Source organism: Schaedlerella arabinosiphila (genome assembly GCF_003885045.1).
GTDB classification, from domain to species: Bacteria; Bacillota; Clostridia; order Lachnospirales; family Lachnospiraceae; genus Schaedlerella; species Schaedlerella arabinosiphila.
In genome coordinates, this window is record NZ_RHJS01000002.1 from 123448 (window position 1) to 142575 (window position 19128).

The following is a 19128-nucleotide window of genomic DNA, read 5'->3' on the forward strand; positions in this document are numbered from 1 at the left end:
TTTCATATTTTTTGAATTAATTGGCTTGACCGGCTTATAAAGAAATCATCAGAGAAGAGATGAAAAATATAGTACTCAAAATAAAATATCCTTTTGATAATAGTTCCTTATGCATGATATCAAACCAAAAAATCAGAACAGTTGCTGCAGCCAGGATGATGCATACGGCCAAAATTCGGAATATATCGGCATGCAGAATCAAGGACAGCAGCATCCCCTCCCCTGCAATTACGATCATTGGAATCACGGCAAACTGTACTGCGATCTGCTTTTCTGATAATGGAATCAACAGGCCGTCCTGTGCTTTTTCAAGAATGCTGTCCAACTGCAGCAGCATACTTCGAAGAGTCAGTTGAAATACCGCAAAGATACTTCCGGTCAGCAGAAGCTGACGTGTCGATTCCTGATCCAAAATCGGGATCGTCCAAAATAGTTCAACCCGGCAGATGGTCAGACTGAATGTAAAGAAGAGCAATCCGGTTAAAATAAATTCCCTGCTTAATCTGTAAATGGAGGTTCCTGCTTTCCAGACCAGGGGAAATCTGGCCAGCAGTTTCGGTGCATTTTTTCGAACAGGAAGATTGCGGAGCTTTTTTTCTTTTGCGTATTGATTTAATAAAACCGTATTATGATTGTTTTGTGCAGTATGTATTTTTTCAATAAACTGCATTTCATCTTCGTACTTTTCCATATTCAGATGAAGTGTGAGCAAATAGCGGTACAGCATGAAACACCACAGCAAAAAAGCAATACCGGACAAGAAGGGATGTATCCAGACGAAAAAAACGGATAAATATAATAAAAGCAAGATACCAAAATCAAATAAGGTTTTTCTGTTTTTGTGATAGATTTTCCATCGGAGCAATCCTACGGAATTTAATAAATATAAAACAGAAAACAGGGTGTATGCAAAATCACGGTTCCAATTTACCCCATTTATACACAATGCAAGGAACAGGGCCAGTAAAAACTGCCTGCACGCGATTCCGATAAATTTTATTCCGATCAGTTTTTTCAGCCTTTTTTCACAAAACAGGAAAATAGAAGCGGGCTTTACAATAATAAGAGGCTTAACCCTGAAAAAACAGCAGCAAAAAGAATATACTGCCAGAGCGGAAATCAGGCCGTCATAGATCTGAGGCCGGAAGTCCTCTATGTCTCCGATTGCAGGAACAGCGAAAGCAGTAAATAGGAACAAGATATAACCGGTGAAGAAAACGAAAAACAGAGAGGGTAATAAAAGATTGCTTACCATTCTTTTGCACTCCCGCAGCCTGTTCAGACACAACATTTTATAGATATACATGTTTCATGCCTCCTTCATTTTATCAGAATCACGGTTTGACTGTATCGGATGTACAGCGATCTGTCAGGTGCAGGTAAAGTTCTTCTAATGAAACTGCATCGCTCACATGGTACTGCGCAGTGATTTCTTCTTTACTGCCCTCCGCAAGAACCTGCCCGTTGTGGAGAAAAACAAATCTGCCGCAGATGGCTTCTGCCAGATCCAGCAAGTGAGTTGAAATGAGTATGGCTTTATGCTGATGCGTTAATTTCTGCAGAATCTGCTTAAATATATGGAGTTGTCGGGGATCAAGCCCTGTGAAGGGTTCGTCTGCCAAAAATATTTCATATTGACGCAGCAGCGCAAGTGCAATCATAAGCTTTTGCAGATTCCCCTTTGACAGGGCGCAGGGGATTTTGTGCAGATGCTTCTGTAACTCTAATTGTTTGATCAGACCTTGAATGGAAAGAGGATTTTGCGGATACAGCGCTTTTACAAACTGCAAATGTTCCAAAACGGTAAGCTCTTCATAATATACAGGTGTATCCGGCACAAATGCAAACGGATGATTCGTATTTGACAAAGTGGATACAGGGCTTTGGTTTACCAAAATATTTCCACTGGATGGTGTTAATTTTTTGATCATTATTTTCAGCATGGTCGTTTTGCCGGAACCATTGGAACCAATCAGACCTGTTATTGTACCACTTTGAATTTGAAAACTTACATTTTGCAGGACAGGCAATTCTGTATAAGAAAAATTGATATTCTCCACCTTAACGTGCATTGTAACTCCTCCTTTTTTGTTTGATCTTACACCTTAGACAAGGTTTAAGGTCAAGAAAAAAGAAAGATTTTCTGTATAATCTAGTTACTGTGAATAATAACATAATCTAAAGACCTATGCCTTTTCGTTGTAATATATTATCCGGATCATGCAGACGAACACAACGATTATCATAGAAAGTGCAATCAACTGAAACGGCAAAGTCATATAAGCAGTAAAAAGCTCGAAATAAAAATACAAACACAGGATCATGACAAACAGCCATCCTAAAATGCAGATTGACTGCCTGGAAAGAAAAATAAGACTCTTTATGCGATCCTGCTTTTTTAGCTGCTCTAATTGTCTGCAGTAAGCCTCTTTATTATGAAATATTTGTTTTAACAGGTTGTCCGGCACTTCGTTTATATCTAATTCCAGACCGGCAAGCTGTTCACATAAGAGTTGATTTTGTCTGATTCTTTGCTCCTCGGTTTTGAGGTCATCCATATGTATTCTCAGAACATCTGATAAATTTTTTCTGCCTTGTATACATTCACGAATCTCTGAAACAGAAATGTCCAGTATTCTCAGCAGTTTTATTCGATTTAGCAGCTTTACATCAGCATCGGTGTATTCACGGTAACCATTCATGGGATTTCTTTGCGGAAAGATCAGATGCTCTTTTTCATAAAAACGAATATTATGACTGGTGATTCCAGTTTGATTTTCTACTTCTTTTATTTTCACAGGCGGCTCCTTCTTTCGTGATTTGTTTTTCTTTATTATATCAGGCTTTTTGCAAACTCACAAATGATTCGAAAGAATGCTGCATTGGATTTGATGGAAACACCTTATACAAAAGAATTTTGCCTGGGCCGTTGAATAAAATATTGGAAAAGTGTATAATAAAAATAGATAATATATGAGCTGTTTTTATGGAAAAATGCATAAAATAGATCATATATTATCTATACTGAAAAGAAACTGTATATGCAAAGGAGAGCTGTAACAAGATGGCGGCAGAATATGTATGGGAGACGCCGGAAGAGATGGATCTGCTCCTGGCGCAGAGAATACGAAGGATTCGGAAACGTCGTTTAGTTTCACAGGAAAAGCTGAGCCAGATGAGCGGAGTCAGTTTTGGGTCAATCAAGCGTTTTGAAACGACAGGAAAGATTTCCCTGCTTTCCCTGACAAAGCTTGCGGTTGCGCTTGACTGCGGGGACGAGATCCGAAATATGTTTACACAGATTCCATATCGGAATATAGAGGAGGTTATTCGTGAAGGCAGATAGATATCTTAAGGTGCTGTATCAAGGCAGGCTGGCAGGTACACTGGCCCTTACACCGGAGAAAAAGGCGGCATTCGAGTATGCAGACGAATGGCTGAAGGACGGTTTTTCCATCAGTCCGTTTTCCCTTCCTCTGAAAAAACAGGTATTCATCCCTCAAAAAGACTATTTTCACGGCCTGTTCGGCGTATTTGCGGACAGCCTGCCGGATGCGTGGGGAAATATTCTATTGAACAGGCTTTTAAAGAAAAAGGGGATCAATGCGGATCAGATGGATATACTGGACCGGCTGGCAATTGTCGGGAGTTCCGGAATGGGGGCATTGACCTATCAGCCGGAAATACAGGTGGCAGCGGATACTTTGGAACAAAGCGATTTGACAGGGTGAGGACGGACGGTGCGGGTGAAACGAAAAAAATTCATATGCTGACAGCGGCCGCATTGCTGGAACTGGATTTTGAGCAGCCGAGTCTGGATTATCACAGCCTAATGAAGCTGACAAAAATTTTAACAAGAAATAACCAGGAAGATATGCAGAATATGTTCCGCAGGATGTGTTTCAATGTGTTTGCCCACAACCGGGACGACCATTCGAAAAATTTTTCGTTTCTTTATGATGAAGAGAAAGATTGCTGGCGGCTGAGTCCGGCATACGATCTGACTTACAGTACGACATATTATGGTGAGCATACCACAACCGTGGACGGAGAAGGGGCTTCTCCGGGAATCAGAGAAATCCTGGCAGTGGGAACAGCGGCTGGGCTGGGGAAAAGGTACTGTGAAGCCGCTGCGCAGGAGATTTTGGAGAAGGTGAAACAGATGCTGGGGAGGTATTTATCATGCGGTTGTTTATGGAAGTTATGACTTTCGGAGGGCAGAAATTATGCTGAACATCATTTTCAACAGAGGCACAAGGGACATCGAAAACAGGAATTATGTGTTTAGCCCGGACACCTATTTTAAATATAACTATGAGGAAGAATGGTTTGAGGATGAACTGGTGAAGGAAATGGTTTTGGATGTAGACAGTTCATCGGTAATATCTGCGCATGCAATTGACAGTCCAGTTTTTGGGGCGATCGCTCCGGAAAGACTGTCAGGCGGTGTGAAAGCCCTTATTATCATGTACAAAGAGCCGTCTTTAATAGTGAACGCCTCTTCCTGCGGGAATAATTGTGCAAAATGGATATTAGAGATTGGGAAAATACAGGATATTACCATCAGGCTCGGATATGAGATGGAGTTTGAAGAGCCTTTTGAAATCTGTATCAAAAACAGTGGAAAAGTGGTTCATAGCTACGTTGATTTTCTAAAAGAATTTCAGGAGGTGGAGATTTTTGAAGGGTAATATCAAAGTGATTGTCTCCACCAAAAAGCTGCGTTATGAGTTAAATCTGCGCAGGAATATTACGGTGATTCAGGGAGACAGCGCTACAGGGAAGACCACTCTGGTTCAGATTGTAAGCGATTATTTATCCGAAAGGACAGGACCTGGAACAGAAGTGATATGTGACAAAAAATGTGCTGTCTTATCAGGAGATACAGAGAGTGCAGTGATACGGTTGAAAGCACTGGCGGATGCAGTTGTATTTGTAGATGAACAGGAACGATTTTTGTATTCGAAGGTATTTGCAGAGACTGTGTTAGATTCAAATTGCTATTTTGTGTTTATTGCAAGAGACGGGCTGAATATGCTGCCGTATAGTGTGAATGAGATTTATTACCTTAAGAACAGCGGTTATTATCAGAATACCAGGCAGGTGTATAATTCCATGCATCAGGTATATCCGGAGATGGGTATGGCAGAGAGAATCGAACCGTCTGTTGTTCTGACAGAAGATTCCAATGCCGGTTATGAGATGTATGAAACAATCTACAGGGAGAAAGAAGTGAGATGTATTTCCGCAGGAGGAAAATCGAATATCGCAAAGTACATTCTTGCCAACAGGCAAAATCGGATATTTGCAATTGTAGACGGTGCGGCATTTGGCGCTGACATGCAAAGTGTAATACATGCATTGGAATTATGTCAGGGAAGCCATGTTTGGACTCCAGAGTCATTTGAATACTTAATTTTACAATCAGGGATTGTACAGGCAGAAGGATTGGGGGAAATTATGCAGGCGCCTGGAGAATTTATCGAAAGCGGGGAATACAGCTCGTGGGAAAGATTTTTTACTCATTTGCTAGAAGATTTAACAAAGAATACAATATATGCTTATAGTAAGAGAAAGCTCAATCCGAATTATATCACAAAAGGAAATATTGAAAAAGTTATAAAAATGTTTCCTAAACAGATATCTGATATGATCAAGGCTTTATAAGTTTATCCTGGATTTCCCGCTCTTATGCTTGACATATTTTTGCTCTGAGAGTATCATTTTTAATAGGATAAGTATCTGAAAAATCAACGGATACGACAGAATAAGTTCATTTCTGAAAGCGAGGAACAAATCAATGGCAAGTACTCATGAGGAACAGATCAGGATCGTGCAGGAAACCGTGGCCGGCAAGGAAATTACCTTTGCCCATGTGATGGGAAGTCCGGCTCCGATCATATATCAGAAACTGGGATTAAATCCGCAGGTGGACTACCGCTCATCTGCGATTGGGATTATGAACATGACACCGCCGGAATCGGCAGTCATTGCGTCGGATATTGCGGTGAAAAGCGGGAATGTCTATCTCGGCTTCGCAGACCGTTTTACCGGGACGCTGATCATTACAGGCGATATCTCGGAGGTGTTTTCCGCAATGACGGAGATCGTGGACTATTTCCGGGATTCCCTGGGGTATGTAGTCTGCGGCATTACGAAGAGATAAGGCAGAGGCAAAAAAGTCTCTGATGACTGAGAACAGGATCAAGGGCGTATCTGTGAACTACAAGGCAGCTACGGGACAGGAAGTGACGCGATGGCTCGAATTACAAAGGAGGAACTGCTGGAAAAGCTGTTCCATAACGATTATGAACATCTAAAGGGAAAGCGGCTGCGCATGACGCGTGTGCGGGTTCCGGGCAAGGAGGTTTGTCTGGCACATGTGCTCAGCCCGTCCGAGACATGTATCTATCAGAATCTGGCCCTGCATATCGGCGTCCATGAAGGGGAAGACCATACCGGTGAATCCATCGGCCTGATTCGTTTCACCCCATGGGAAGCGGTGGTGGCGGCAGCAGATATAGCGGTAAAAAGCGCGGATGTGCAGGTTGGATTTATGGATCGCTTCTGCGGTTCTCTGATCCTCACCGGAGGTTTGTCACAGGTTCAGACCGCGGTGGAAGAGGTGGTCAGATTTTTCGGTGAAGAACTGGGCTTTCGGACCTGCGAAGTCCATAAAAATTAAGATTACAGGATCGTATAAACTATGAAAAAATTATTTTTGATGGGCAGGAGCGAAGCGGGAAAAACCTCTCTGACACAGGCGCTGAAGGGCGAAGAGCTTCATTATGTAAAAACACAATATACGAATACCAGCGAGGACACGATCGACTCTCCGGGGGAATACGCGGAATCGAAGTGTTTTAGTGTAGGACTTGCCTGCTTTTCCTTTGAGGCCGATGTGGTGGCGATGGTTCAGGCGGCAGATGAGCCGTACAATCTGTTCGGGCCTGGAGGCCGTTCGTTTATCCTGCGTCCGCTCATAGGGATTATTACGAAGGTGGATTCGCCCTATGCCAATATTCCGATGGTCAGGCAATGGCTGGTTAATGCAGGGTGTGAACGGATCTTTCTGATCAATAACGTGACCAGAGAGGGGATTGACGAGTTGATGGAGTATCTGTCGGAGGAGCTTCCCGTCCTCACACTGCAGCAGGCGAAAGACAGGCAGGCACTGGGACTGAATGAATGGGATGCTGTGCCGCTGGCCGGAGAATGACAGACTTGCCTGAAAAAGATAAAAAAAGAAAAGCGGAGACTGCTGAATACAGTGGTCTCTTTTTTTCATTTAAGTGGGGATATTTTTGTCATTGAAACGTCTAATAGATGTAATACAAATGAGAGGCCGGCCGGCGGAAGGGAGATGTAAATGCGTGACGAAAGAACAATTGGGAACCTTGATCCTTGCTTCTGAAAAACAAATGTACGCTACAGCAAAGTCCATCCTGAAACAGGATGCAGACTGCGCAGACGCGATACAGGAGGCAATTGTCAAGGCTTTTGGAAAGGTGGATGGTTTGAAACAGGAAAAGTATGCCAGAACATGGCTGATGAGGATCTTGATGAACGAATGCTACAATATTCTCCGCAAAGGAAGCAGGCAGGTGTCTCTGGAGGCTTGCCCGGAAGCAGCAGCCATGGAGGCGCCGGAGAGGAAGGATTACGGCCCGCTGTACGAAGCGCTCAGACGCTTGAAGGAGGAACTGAGGATCGTAACCACATTGTATTATGTGGAGGAATTTAGTATCCGGGAAATTTCGGCAATTTTAGAAATATCAGAGGGCGCTGTCCAGAAACGTCTGGCACGTGCAAGGGCAAAGCTTAGAAATACACTCAATTATATGGAGGTGGAATGGTGAGATTGGAAGATTTAAAACAGCAGTATCCGGAGCCGCCGGAATTTATCCATCAGATGATCCTGAATGAGGTAGAAAAACAGATCAAAAGTAATACGGAAAACCATGGAGAAACAGCAGGAATCAGGAGAAAGAGAGAACGCCCATGGACGATCAGACGGACAGCAGCCGCGGTGCTGGCGGCCTGTATGATCATCGGCACGGCTGCGTTTGCGGCGGTGAGTATGTATCATCTGAAAATCGAAGAGAAAGGAAAATACAGTGTTGAAACCCGCGTGATCCATGACGCGGACGAGGAGAAAAGCATTTCTCTGCCGGAAAAAATTGCGGATGTCAGGCTTGAGGCGGATTACATTCCAAAGGGGATGCGCTGGAGGGACGAAAGCCACCTGGACTTTGAGGAAAGCCCGGGATCAGGCGGAATTTCATTTAGCACACTTCTGCTTGATGAAGAAAGCGACGGGCTGAACATCACGGATACGAATGTTGTGGAGAAGGAAAAGCAGGAATTTGGAGAACATGAAGGAATTTATATGCGCTATAATATGGACTCCGGTTTTTCACAAAGGATCTATCTGCTTTATCCGGAACTGTACAGAATCCTGATCCTTTATATTAGCGAAGAAGTCTCCCAAGAAGACGCATATAAGGTGGCTTCCGGCATCACGCTGCAGGAGACAGGGGAAATGCTGGATACATCCGAAGTGTGGAGCTGGAGCGAATATATCAGCCAGCAGAACCCGGTCGGAGATTCAGACGAGATGATGACTGCCGTTTTGAAAAAAGATCTAAAGCTTCATAAGGTTGGAAACGCCTTTCCGCTGGATATGGCAGGCAAGGATCTAAATGGAAATCACGTATGGGCTTCGGAGCTGGGGATGGAGATCACGGCTAAAGTGGATTCTGTAGAAGTTCTGGACGACCTGTCCCTTCTGGAAGCGGAATATATCCCGGACGAATGGAAGGATGCAGTCGGAGAGGACGGAAAGTTGATGAAAAACCAGCTATCCTATATCAAGAAGGGGGATGGGGTGAATACGCTGGACGAAGTTGTGGGGACCAAAGAGGTCAGACAGAAGCTGGTGCTTGTGACAACAACGTATACCAACAACGGCGATCAGGAGCTGCACAACGTACTTTATCAGGGGAACCTTCTGCTCCTGAAAGAGCAGGGCAGTGAATACCGCATCTATACCTATTCTGATACGGAAGGGCTCTGTGACATTGCCGGAGGCGGTACCTGCGGGGAATCCGGCCAGGCATACGACGATATCATGCAGAGCGGAGTTGCCTGGAGTCAGAAATATCGGTCGCCCCATGCGGATTATGGGAACGGCGGTAATTATATTTCCGCATTAAAACCGGGAGAATCTGTTCAGACCCGGCATGCCTGGATCGTAAATGAGCCGGATCTGGAAGATATGTATCTGAATGTATGTGTAACCGGCGGAATGATGGAATTTGACGAGGATATGATAGAGACCGGCCTTGTGGATGTACGGCAGTAATCCGCATATTGGCAGGTATGAAAACGAAGAACGCAGGCATGACCGCTGCGTTCTTCGTTCTGTTTATATTTCAGAAATGTTCCTGAAACCTCTGTTTTTTAATATACGTCTTTCCACTCGTCGATATTGTCAGCGTCGAATTTGAACGGTGCGCCCAGGATCATCTCTGTACCGCCGTCATCTGCTGCAACGATTTCATAATCGCCCATGTCGCCTGCGGTGAACTTGTCGCCTTCTGCGCCTGTGATGGTTCCGTCAACCAGTGCCATGGAAGTATATGCTCCAAGACGTCCAAGGTCGATGGGGTTCCACAGATACATATAGGGGCAGGAGTGGTCGTCATCGTCGCCGATGTACTCAGCCATTTCAGACGGAAGTCCAAGTCCTGTCAGCTTCACGGAAGACTTTTCATCCTGAAGAACCTTAGCTGCCGCGTTGATACCAACGGTTGTCGGAGCGCAGATGACTTTCAGATCCGGATATTTTGCAAGCAGAGCCTGTGTCTGGTCGGTGGATTTCTGCGGCTCGTCATCGCCGTAAGCAACCTCTACCAGCTCCAGTCCGGAATACTTGTCGTCGCTTTCCATGACTTCCTTCATCGCGTCGATCCATGCATTCTGGTTTGCTGCCTGTGATGTAGCAGACAGAACTGCCCACTGTCCTTCACCGCCGGAGATATCAAGTACGGCATCCATCAGAGCCTGTCCGATCTCCTGTACACCTGCCTGGTTTACAAATACCTGACGGCTGTCCGGATTGGTCTTGGAATCTTCACAGCATACCTTGATGCCTGCGTCCATTGCTTCTTCCAAAGCTGCCTGCAGCGCGTTCTCATCGTTTGCCGCGATACAGATGGAGTCTACACCCTGGGAGATCAGGGACTGGATTACGGAAACCTGCGCGTCCGCTGTCGGAGCTTCAGGATGCTTTACGATTGCCGTGCCGCCTGCTGCTTCGATGACTTCCTGGAAACCGTCGGCTGTCTTCTCATTGAACGGGTTTCCTGCGGACTTTGTAACGATTGCGTAAGTACCGCTGCCGCTCTCTCCTCCTTCGTCGCCTGCGTCTTCTGCGTCTCCGCCTGCATCGTCCGTAGCTTCGCTGCTGCTGCCGCTGTCAGTATTTCCGCTGTCGTTGTTTCCGCCGCCGCATCCAACTGCCAATGTAGCAACCATAGCTGTGCACAATAAAGCGCTTAATAATTTTTTCTTCATGCTTCTTTCCTCCCTGGAATATGATTTTTTATACAAAGTATCCCCTGTCCGGCGGATACCTGGTACCATGAAATAAGTGATATAAAAAAGTTTTAATACAACATCATTTTGCCGAAATAGTCTTATGCTTTCTTCTTCACATTCAGCCGTGCCGAGAGGTTCGGCAGCAGCACCGCCAGGATCAGAAGGATTCCCAGGATGATCAGGATCAGCTGCGGGTTCATGTTGATCTGTCCAAGGCCGATCCGCAGGCAGATGATGGTGAAGCCGGAAATGATTCCGCCCAGCAGCCTTCCTTTTCCTCCGGAGGTGGAGATTCCGCCGAATACTGCCATTGCGATAGCATCCATTTCAAATCCGTTTCCGGTGGTGGTGTTCGCGCCGTACAGAACGGACGTCAGAAACAGCGCCGCAAGCCCGGCCATGAATCCCATCACGGTATAGATGATGAGCCGGATGGTCTGTACATGGATTCCGGAATAGTATGCCGCCAGCCGGTTGGAGCCGATGGCATATACGCTCCGTCCGAAGGTGGTCTTTGCCAGCACCACGCTGAACAGTACGGCCATGAGGATCACGATAAAGAAAACGTAAGGAATGATCCCGACTTTTCCGGCGATCATACGGAAGCCGTCCGCATTGGTCAGGGAAATGGATCCTCCGCTACCCAGCGCGATTTCCGCAATCCCGCGGAATACGATCTGGGTTCCCAGTGTGACGATCATAGGCGGCAGCTCCTGGAAGTTTGTCAGGATCAGGCCGTTGACCAGGCCGCATATAGTGCCCACAAGCAGGGCTGTGAGGATCACGGCTGCGAAGGGCAGCCCTTTGTTGGACGCCATGCAGGTCATGGTAGCCGACAGGCAGACCGTTGCGCCCACGGAGATATCAATTTCACCGAGTACCAGGATGAAAGCCATGGGGAATAACAGGAACATTTCGGTCAGGTACTTCGGCATTTCTCTCAAAACATTCTCAAACTGATAGCTTTGGGAGATACTTGCACAAAAAACATTGATCAGGATAAACAATACGACTAACATGCCTTCCCAGCAGAATAATGTCTTTTTCAGAGATTTCTCCGGGACATTGGCAATCGTTCTTCCGGATTTTCCAGCCATAGCTACATCTCCCTCCCTTTCAGATTGTTTTTATCCATTACGCGCTGTGTGATCACGTTCAGCACGATGACCACCAGGATGATGACGCCCTTTACCGTGTTCTGCGCGATCGCTTCGATTCCTACAAGGGGAAGCGCTTTCGCGATGATCGCCAGGATCAGAGAGCCTAAGAGCGCTCCGGCTACGCTTCCCCGGCCGCCGGTCATGCTGACGCCGCCGATGACGCAGGCCGCGATGACATCCATCTCTCTGCCGTAGAGCATATTCGGCTGTGCAGAGGAGTAAATAGACACTGCCAGCGCGCCGCACAGTCCGGAGAGCGTACCCATCACGGTGTAGACCATCAGTTCCACATTGGCCGTGTTGATACCGGAGATCTGAGCCGCCTCCCGGTTGCTTCCCACCGCGTAGACCATTCTTCCGACCTTGGTCCATTTCATCACGATGAAGAAAATGATATAGCAGATCACCATGACGATGATCACGTTGTTTACTCCAAGGACGCTTCCCAGCGCAAAGTCCTTAAAGGTTCCCAGGTTTTCCGCGCTGGCCCACTGGCTGTTGGCAATGATGTAGGCAAGCCCGCGGTATATGTACATAAAGCCCATTGTGGCAATGATCGGCAGTACCTTTCCTCTGGAAATGATCAGCCCGATCAGCAGTCCGCACAAAGCGCCGATCCCGATGGCAATGAGGAATAATACGAATGTATTCTGCACCATGCCGTATTTCATCAGCATACCCACCGACATACCGGAAAACGCAAGCGTGGAAGCGATGGAGATATCAATTCCGCCGATCAGCAGTACGCCCAGCATTCCCAGGGTCATGATCATGATGACCGCATTATTTTTCAACATATCCGAAATAGATTTTAATGTCATGAAAGAAGGACTCCGCAGCGAGATCACGATACAAAGGACGATCAGTACGATCAGCAGGCTCGCTTCACGGGAATCGGTAATCTTCTTTAAGACTGATTTATTCTCTTTCATCTTCCCTGTTTCCCCCTTACTTTGATTTTTCCATGGCAAGCTCCAGGATGCCTTCCTGGCTTGCCTCGCCTCTGCTCAATTCCCCGGTTACCTTTCCGCCGCACATGACGATGATCCGGTCGCTCATGCCTAAGATCTCCGGCATTTCGGAGGAAATCAGGATGATCGCATATCCTTTCTTCGCCAGGTCGCCCATGATCTGGTAGATCTCAGCCTTTGCGCCGACATCGACGCCCTTGGTAGGTTCGTCCATGATGACCACTTTCATTTCCTGTCCCAGCGCTTTGGCAACCACCACCTTCTGTTGGTTTCCTCCGGAGAGGGAGGAGGCCGGGTCAAAGATGGTCACAGCCTTGGTGTCCACGTCTTCCAGAAGCTCTTTGGAAATCTCCCGTTCCTTTTTCTCATCGTTGAAGCCGTTTTTCGCGTATTTGCCCATGGTGGGGAGGACCACATTTCTTCCCAGCCCCCAGCTCATGATCAATCCTTCCTTCTGCCGGTCCTCGGGGAGCAGGATGATGCCCTGCTTCATGGCGTCGGAAGGCTGTTTGATCTGGATCGGCTTTCCTTCCAGGTATACTTTTCCTTCATCCGGCCTGGTGATGCCGCATATACTCTCCACCACTTCCGTCCGTCCGGCTCCGACCAGCCCGGTGAGCCCGATGATCTCGCCGGCGTGTACGCTGAAAGAGACATTTTTATAATACCCCATTCTGGAAAGACCTTCGACCTTCAAAACCTCCGCGCCGATTTTGACTTCCGGTTTCGGGAACAGGTCCTTGATCTCCCGGCCCACCATGGCTTTGATCAGATCCGCGTTGGTGATCCCGTCTACGTCATAGGTTCCGATATACTGGGAATCCCGGAATACGGTGACTCTGGTTGCCAGGCGGTACATATCTTCAAAACGGTGGGAGATGAAGATGATGGATACGCCGTCGTCCCGCAGCTTATCGACGATCCGGTACAGCTCCTCCGATTCATTCTTGGTCAACGCGGCCGTAGGCTCGTCCAGTATGATGATCCGTGCATTGGTGGAAAGCGCCTTGGCGATCTCCACCATCTGCTGCTGCGCCACGCTGAGCGCTCCCATCTCGTCCGTGGATTTGAAATCCGCATTTAACTGGTTCAAAAGCGCGGTGGCTTCTTCGTTCATCTTTTTCCACTGGATCATGCCGTTTTTGATGATCTCATGCCCCATGAATATATTTTCTGCGACGCTCAGATCCGGATAGGATGTAGGATGCTGGTATACGGCCGCGATTCCTGCGGCCTGCGCGTCCCTGGGCCCTTTGAAATCTATTTTCCGGCCGTCTAAGAACATCTCGCCCTCTTCGGCTTTGTGAACGCCGGTGATGACTTTTATAAATGTAGATTTTCCGGCACCGTTCTCACCCATCAGTGCATGAACTTCGCCCTTTTTTAACTGGAACTGCACGTTGTTCAATGCCTTTACGCCGGGAAATATTTTCGTAATTCCTTTTAATTCCAAAACATAATCCGACACCTGCTTTACCCTCCTTCTTTTTTATCCCACAGGATATCCTGCATAATTTTATTCTACCAATCCGGTTCACGACATGAAACAGCAATTTTTTTCGATTAAGGGTAAATTTTTTTTGTGGCATTTTTCAAAAGGATTTGCTAAAATGAAAAGAACCGAACTGACGGCCGGAATGTTCAAGAGGGGACAAGACGGCGTTTCTGTACAAAGGAGACGGGACTGGGATGAAACTGTTAATTGCGGATGACGAACTGTTGACAAGGGAGGGGCTTTCTTCCTCGATTGACTGGAAAAACCTGGGGATCGACCAGATCTTTCAGGCGGACGACGGGCTGCGCGCCCTGCATATCGCGAAGCTGCACGAGCCGGATATTATTTTGTCCGACATCCGTATGCCGAGGATGAACGGGATCGAGCTGGTGGAAAGGCTGACGGAACTGCTGCCCGATACCAGCATTATTTTTATGAGCGGCTATTCGGACAAGGAATATCTGAAAGCTGCCATCAAGCTGAAGGCCATTGATTATGTAGAAAAACCATTGAATCCGGAGGAAGTCCGGGCAACCGTGGTGGAGGCCATCAACCGCCGGCAGCAGGTGCTGCGCTCCAGGCAGAATGAGGATCTGCTGTCCATGGAGACCGAATCGAATCTGGCGCTGCTTCTGACGAAGCCGTACAGGGACAACAGCCCTCAGATCGAGGCCCTGGCAAAGGAGCTGTCCCTTTGTCTGTCGCCGGAGAGCGGTTTCGTGACTTACATTGTGAAGCTGCGGACCGAGGAGCCCATCTCGGTTCTGATCAAAGGTATCCGGGAGAATCTGAAGAGCTTTCTGAAAAATTTCCATATAAATGCGGTTTACATACGGATGCATGCGGTGTATCATGTGTTCCATCTGATCGGAGAGGGCGGCGCGCCTTCTGGGGCCGTGCTGTCTTCCATTGACCTTTTTTTCAAGGAGCAGTTTCTGCCCTTCGGATTTTTCACGATGAGCCGGGGAGATACGGTGAGCGGGATTACAAGGGTCTATCAATCCTATACCTCGGCGGTGGTCGCCATCCAGAACAGCTTTTTCTTTCCATCCGGTACGCTGCTCACCCCGGATGACGCCAGGGGAGGATTTACATTTGCGCCGGAAGGCACGGCGGGGGTGGAAAATGACACGGAGAGCTTTGCCGATGCGCTGGAGGCAAAGGATTCGGATCGCTGCATGGCCTTTCTGGACAGCCTGCACCAGAAATACAATAAGAACTACGGGATGCTGCCGAACCAGATCAAGGATGCCTATTACAGATTGTTCAATGTGCTGAATGACTGCCGGCAGAAGTGGAAGCTGTCCGCCGATTTTGCCGGGACGGATTCCAGCGAAAGCATCATCGAATATCTGGAAAATTGTTTTACCTATGAAGAACTGCACGATACCCTGGCGGAACGTACCAGGCGGATGTTCCAGCGGCTGGATGCTTCCGTACCGGAGGACAATGTGATCTTTCTGATCAAGGATTATATTGCAAAGCATTACGGGAGCGATCTGCTTTCGATTAAGGAAATCAGCGATTATGTACATTTGTCCGCATCCTATGTGTGCACGTATTTTAAGACCCAGACCGGGCAGACGCTGAACCAGTACCTGACGGAATACCGGATGGAAAAGGCCATGCACCTTCTGGAGGATGCACGGAACCAGATCGCGGATATTTCCGCCAAGGTGGGATACAGCAACGGGAATTATTTCAGCAAGAGCTTTAAAAAGTTTACGGGGCTTACGCCGTCAAAGTACAGGGAGAAGATGCTGGGGTAATGAAAAACCGGCATATTGGCTGCAATATCAGGGGGCTGCAAAATGAGAACATTTTTTCAGGGCATTACGCATTTTTATAGAAATCTGCGCCTGCAGACGAAGCTGACGATCACCCATCTGGTCATCGTGACGATCCCGATGGTTGCGATCCCTGTGCTTTTTTTTACACAGCTTTATGATATGATCGTTGCCGATACTGTGCGTAAGGAGCAGGAGGCTGCCATCCAGACCGCGCCTATGATTGAGGAGACGGTGGCGGATATCCTGGCTGTCCACGGAACGCTGACGGAGCATGAATTTTACAGTAAGCTTATCAATCCGGCCCGGGTGGAAGATCTGGAGGTCTTTGCGGATTCGGAAGAGGCAAAAGGGTTTCGAAAGGAGGCGGAAAGTCTGGCGGGAGACGGGCTGATCAGGGACATCCGCCTTTATATGGATATTCCGGACGATGGGGAGATTTTCTCGGACAGTGCCCTGAGCCCTTTGGCAGAACCTATGGACCGGATACGCAGGACCTACTGGTACGGGATTTTCGCGGGGGAGCCGTCCACCAGCAGGCTGTTCTGCCCGTCCTTTTATCTGGGGACTTACGAGAAGAGTACCTATGGGGATATGGCGTATATTACCAGAGGGAGGACGCTCTATGAAGGCAGGTGGGTGACCTTTTACCTTGCCGTTTACTTTTCGCAGGAGCATTTGGATGAGCTTTTGAAAAATAATATGAGCTCCAACAGCAGCGTGGCCTATATCATCAACAATCGTGACAGCATGGTTGCCACGACGGATATCGCGCTGTCGGGAACCTACCATTTCAGCTACGACGTGGTGCTGGAATCGGTGATGTCCTCGAACAATTTTATTTCCAAAAATATTCTGGGGGAGGACGTGTATGCCGGCTTCAACCGTATCCGCAATACGGACTGGTATATGGTGGTTGCGGTTCCGTCGGAGCCGCTGATCCAAAAGAGCCGGATCTTTATCGGCCTGTTCGGCCTGGTCTATCTGGGGTGCATCCTGGCGTCCTTCATGATCGCTACACTCCTGTCCAGGTCTCTGACCAACCGGCTGTCCGCAGTCATCGACCAGATGTCGAAGTGCCGTCTGGGGCTTCCGGCGGCGCTGCCGGATTCGGACGCCCAGGATGAGATCGGGGATTTGGTGGATTCCTACAATTATATGACGCACATCATCCATGACCTGGTGGAGGAGCAGGCAAAGGCGGCGGAGGATCTGCGGATTGTCGAGTTTAATTCCCTGCAGGCGCAGATGAATCCGCATTTTCTCTATAATACGATGGATATGATCAACTGGCTGTCCCAGCAGGGGCGTTCCCAGGAGGTTACCATGGCCGTGCAGAAGCTGTCCCGGTTCTATAAGCTGACTTTAAGCCGGAAGCAGTCTTTGAGCACCATCCAGGATGAGCTGGAGCATGTGTCGATCTATGTGGAGCTTTTGAACATGCGGTTTGCGGATAATATTGACTTTATCGCGGATATGCCGGACTGCCTGATGGAGCGTCCGATCCCGAAGCTGACCTTCCAGCCCGTGGTGGAAAACTGCATCCTCCACGGCATTATGGAAAAAGAGGAAAAGGAAGGAACCATTGTGCTTACCGGATGGGAGGAGGAGAACGGGATCGTGATCCTCATCTCCGACGACGGGGTGGGGATTGAGCCGGATATACTGGAGAATATTCTTGTGGAAAAGAAGAACAGGGCGAAAAGCTCCGGGACGAATATTGCGGTGTACAATACCCATCGACGCCTGCAGCTTATGTACGGCGTGGAATATGGGCTGAAATACAGCAGTACGCCGGGGGAGGGGACGGAGGTGGAGATTCGGATACCGTGATATGATTTCAAGATGTACGGCTGTGTTGACGGACGCAGGAATGTGCCGGAACGGTTTTTGTGAACGGATGAGCAGGCTGGTATAATTTTGACGGAATGGTCATAAAAATGTAGAAGAAAATTTTCGAGGGGAACGTTAGAACGATGGATCAGAAAATGAAGAGAATATGGCTGGAGGTGGGACTGGCCGTTGCACTTGTCGTAAGCCTAAGCTTTCTGGGAGCAAAGATGGGCTCCGAACACCAGAAGAAAGAAGCAAAACTGGAACTGGCTGAGGCCGAGAACAAGTCTGCTGCAGAAAAGCAGGACGGCAGTGCGGCCGAAGAAGAATCCGGAGGGAATGCAGAAGACGGATCAGGAGCATCCGATCCGGGGGCGGCACCTGCACCAGAAGCCGAAGAAGTGATCGCGGACGGACAGTATCCGATCATGGGGAAAAGTTCGGTGACCGTGGAGCAGATGGTTTCCTATTTTAATTCGGTCAATCTCCCCTATCCTGCGGAGCAGCTATCCAAGGGCGGGGCAGATTCTATTGAGACGTTCTGCCAGATGTACTATGAGGAGGCGGCGGCAGAAGGAGTGCGCCCGGAGGTTGCGTTTGTCCAGACGATGAAGGAGACCGGGTGGCTGCAGTACGGCGGGGATTCCTCCATTGAACAGTTTAATTTTGCCGGACTGGGCACCACGGGAGGCGGCGTGGCGGGCAATTCATACCCCGATGTCCGTACCGGAATCCGGGCACAGATCCAGCATTTAAAGGCATATGCTACGGCGGATGCGCTGGCTCAGGAGTGCGTGGACGACCGCTATGAATATGTCATGAAGGGGTCTGCCCCCTATGTGGAATGGCTGGGCCAGAAAGAGAACCCGGGCGGCCAGGGCTGGGCGACAGCGGAGAATTACGGGTATTCGATCGTAGAGATGATCCATAGTATGAACCAGATGAAGTGACGGATAGTAATAGAAGGCGCTGCCGGCGGGTCTTAAACAGGTATGATGCAGGGCTCATTATAATAAGGAACTTTTCTTTTTGATTCTTAAGATTTTAGAAACTCCTTGACAAAAAAGCATTTGCCCGCTATGATATTGTTTAGTTCATTTGGAGTTAACAATTTTGTAAAATTTCAAAGGTGTTGAGAAAGAGGAGTACATAATTACTTCCCACAGAGAGGACAGCCCATCGGCTGGAAGGCGGTCCGGGTATTAGGATTATGGAACGTGGCTTTTGAACCGGATGCCAGAAGCAGGACAGCGAGCAACCTGGGATTCTGCGGGTAAGGC

The 19128-nt window shown here is 48.0% G+C and carries 18 protein-coding genes and 1 pseudogene; 12 read left to right on the top strand and 7 right to left on the bottom strand.

Annotation, left to right across the window (positions count from 1 at the left end; genetic code table 11):
• Nucleotides 1-34: 34 nt before the first annotated feature.
• The 3 genes from EBB54_RS01295 to EBB54_RS01305 form a co-directional block, all read right to left on the bottom strand.
• Complete coding sequence (locus EBB54_RS01295) at nucleotides 35-691, bottom strand: hypothetical protein (protein WP_148099328.1); 657 nt, start codon at nucleotides 689-691, stop codon at nucleotides 35-37.
• A 643-nt stretch (nucleotides 692-1334) separates the two neighbouring features.
• Nucleotides 1335-2072 (bottom strand): ABC transporter ATP-binding protein, encoded by a 738-nt coding sequence (locus tag EBB54_RS01300; protein ID WP_125126031.1) that lies wholly within the window; start codon nucleotides 2070-2072, stop codon nucleotides 1335-1337.
• A 114-nt stretch (nucleotides 2073-2186) separates the two neighbouring features.
• Nucleotides 2187-2798, bottom strand: coding sequence for a MerR family transcriptional regulator (locus tag EBB54_RS01305; RefSeq protein ID WP_162307055.1), 612 nt, complete (start codon nucleotides 2796-2798; stop codon nucleotides 2187-2189).
• Between the two features lie 266 nt (nucleotides 2799-3064).
• On the opposite strand from EBB54_RS01305, the gene EBB54_RS01310 reads away from it, so the two are divergent.
• From EBB54_RS01310 to EBB54_RS01350, 9 genes and pseudogenes are all read left to right on the top strand, one after another.
• Nucleotides 3065-3346, top strand: a complete 282-nt coding sequence (locus EBB54_RS01310; RefSeq protein WP_004073198.1) for a helix-turn-helix domain-containing protein — start codon at nucleotides 3065-3067, stop codon at nucleotides 3344-3346.
• A pseudogene (locus tag EBB54_RS32095) lies at nucleotides 3333-4207 on the top strand (type II toxin-antitoxin system HipA family toxin). Before EBB54_RS01310 ends, EBB54_RS32095 begins: the two are co-directional and overlap by 14 nt.
• 19 nt (nucleotides 4208-4226) lie before the next feature.
• On the top strand, nucleotides 4227-4691 hold the full coding sequence (locus EBB54_RS01320; RefSeq protein WP_125126033.1) for a DUF4869 domain-containing protein: 465 nt from the start codon (nucleotides 4227-4229) through the stop codon (nucleotides 4689-4691).
• A gap of 64 nt (nucleotides 4692-4755) precedes the next feature.
• Nucleotides 4756-5667, top strand: a complete 912-nt coding sequence (locus EBB54_RS01325) for a translation initiation factor 2 (RefSeq protein ID WP_125126034.1) — start codon at nucleotides 4756-4758, stop codon at nucleotides 5665-5667.
• A 133-nt stretch (nucleotides 5668-5800) separates the two neighbouring features.
• The gene (locus tag EBB54_RS01330; RefSeq protein WP_004073193.1) at nucleotides 5801-6166 is read left to right on the top strand and encodes a BMC domain-containing protein; all 366 of its coding nucleotides are present in this window, start codon (nucleotides 5801-5803) and stop codon (nucleotides 6164-6166) included.
• Nucleotides 6167-6256: 90 nt separating this feature from the next.
• Nucleotides 6257-6685 carry a BMC domain-containing protein gene (locus EBB54_RS01335; RefSeq protein WP_044984891.1) on the top strand — a complete coding sequence of 143 codons (429 nt, stop codon included), beginning with the start codon at nucleotides 6257-6259 and terminating at the stop codon, nucleotides 6683-6685.
• A gap of 21 nt (nucleotides 6686-6706) precedes the next feature.
• A complete protein-coding gene (locus EBB54_RS01340) occupies nucleotides 6707-7219 on the top strand; it encodes a EutP/PduV family microcompartment system protein (protein WP_125126035.1) in 513 nt (170 codons plus the stop codon).
• Between the two features lie 154 nt (nucleotides 7220-7373).
• A complete protein-coding gene (locus EBB54_RS01345) occupies nucleotides 7374-7859 on the top strand; it encodes an RNA polymerase sigma factor (RefSeq protein ID WP_125126036.1) in 486 nt (161 codons plus the stop codon).
• A complete protein-coding gene (locus EBB54_RS01350; protein WP_125126037.1) occupies nucleotides 7853-9364 on the top strand; it encodes a hypothetical protein in 1512 nt (503 codons plus the stop codon). Before EBB54_RS01345 ends, EBB54_RS01350 begins: the two co-directional genes overlap by 7 nt.
• Before the next feature lie 98 nt (nucleotides 9365-9462).
• Here the strand turns inward: EBB54_RS01350 and EBB54_RS01355 are convergent, their stop codons facing one another.
• From EBB54_RS01355 to EBB54_RS01370, 4 genes are all read right to left on the bottom strand, one after another.
• Nucleotides 9463-10578, bottom strand: coding sequence for a rhamnose ABC transporter substrate-binding protein (locus EBB54_RS01355; protein ID WP_125126038.1), 1116 nt, complete (start codon nucleotides 10576-10578; stop codon nucleotides 9463-9465).
• Nucleotides 10579-10700: 122 nt separating this feature from the next.
• Complete coding sequence (locus EBB54_RS01360) at nucleotides 10701-11699, bottom strand: ABC transporter permease (RefSeq protein WP_004073183.1); 999 nt, start codon at nucleotides 11697-11699, stop codon at nucleotides 10701-10703.
• A 2-nt stretch (nucleotides 11700-11701) separates the two neighbouring features.
• A complete protein-coding gene (locus EBB54_RS01365; RefSeq protein ID WP_125126039.1) occupies nucleotides 11702-12694 on the bottom strand; it encodes an ABC transporter permease in 993 nt (330 codons plus the stop codon).
• Between the two features lie 16 nt (nucleotides 12695-12710).
• Entirely contained in the window at nucleotides 12711-14201 is a 1491-nt protein-coding gene (locus tag EBB54_RS01370) for a sugar ABC transporter ATP-binding protein (protein ID WP_125126040.1), read from the bottom strand.
• A 221-nt stretch (nucleotides 14202-14422) separates the two neighbouring features.
• On the opposite strand from EBB54_RS01370, the gene EBB54_RS01375 reads away from it, so the two are divergent.
• From EBB54_RS01375 to EBB54_RS01385, 3 genes are all read left to right on the top strand, one after another.
• Nucleotides 14423-15997 carry a response regulator gene (locus tag EBB54_RS01375; RefSeq protein ID WP_125126041.1) on the top strand — a complete coding sequence of 525 codons (1575 nt, stop codon included), beginning with the start codon at nucleotides 14423-14425 and terminating at the stop codon, nucleotides 15995-15997.
• Between the two features lie 42 nt (nucleotides 15998-16039).
• Entirely contained in the window at nucleotides 16040-17848 is a 1809-nt protein-coding gene (locus tag EBB54_RS01380) for a sensor histidine kinase (protein WP_125126042.1), read from the top strand.
• A gap of 143 nt (nucleotides 17849-17991) precedes the next feature.
• Entirely contained in the window at nucleotides 17992-18798 is an 807-nt protein-coding gene (locus EBB54_RS01385; protein ID WP_125126043.1) for a glucosaminidase domain-containing protein, read from the top strand.
• The last annotated feature ends 330 nt before the right edge of the window (nucleotides 18799-19128 follow it).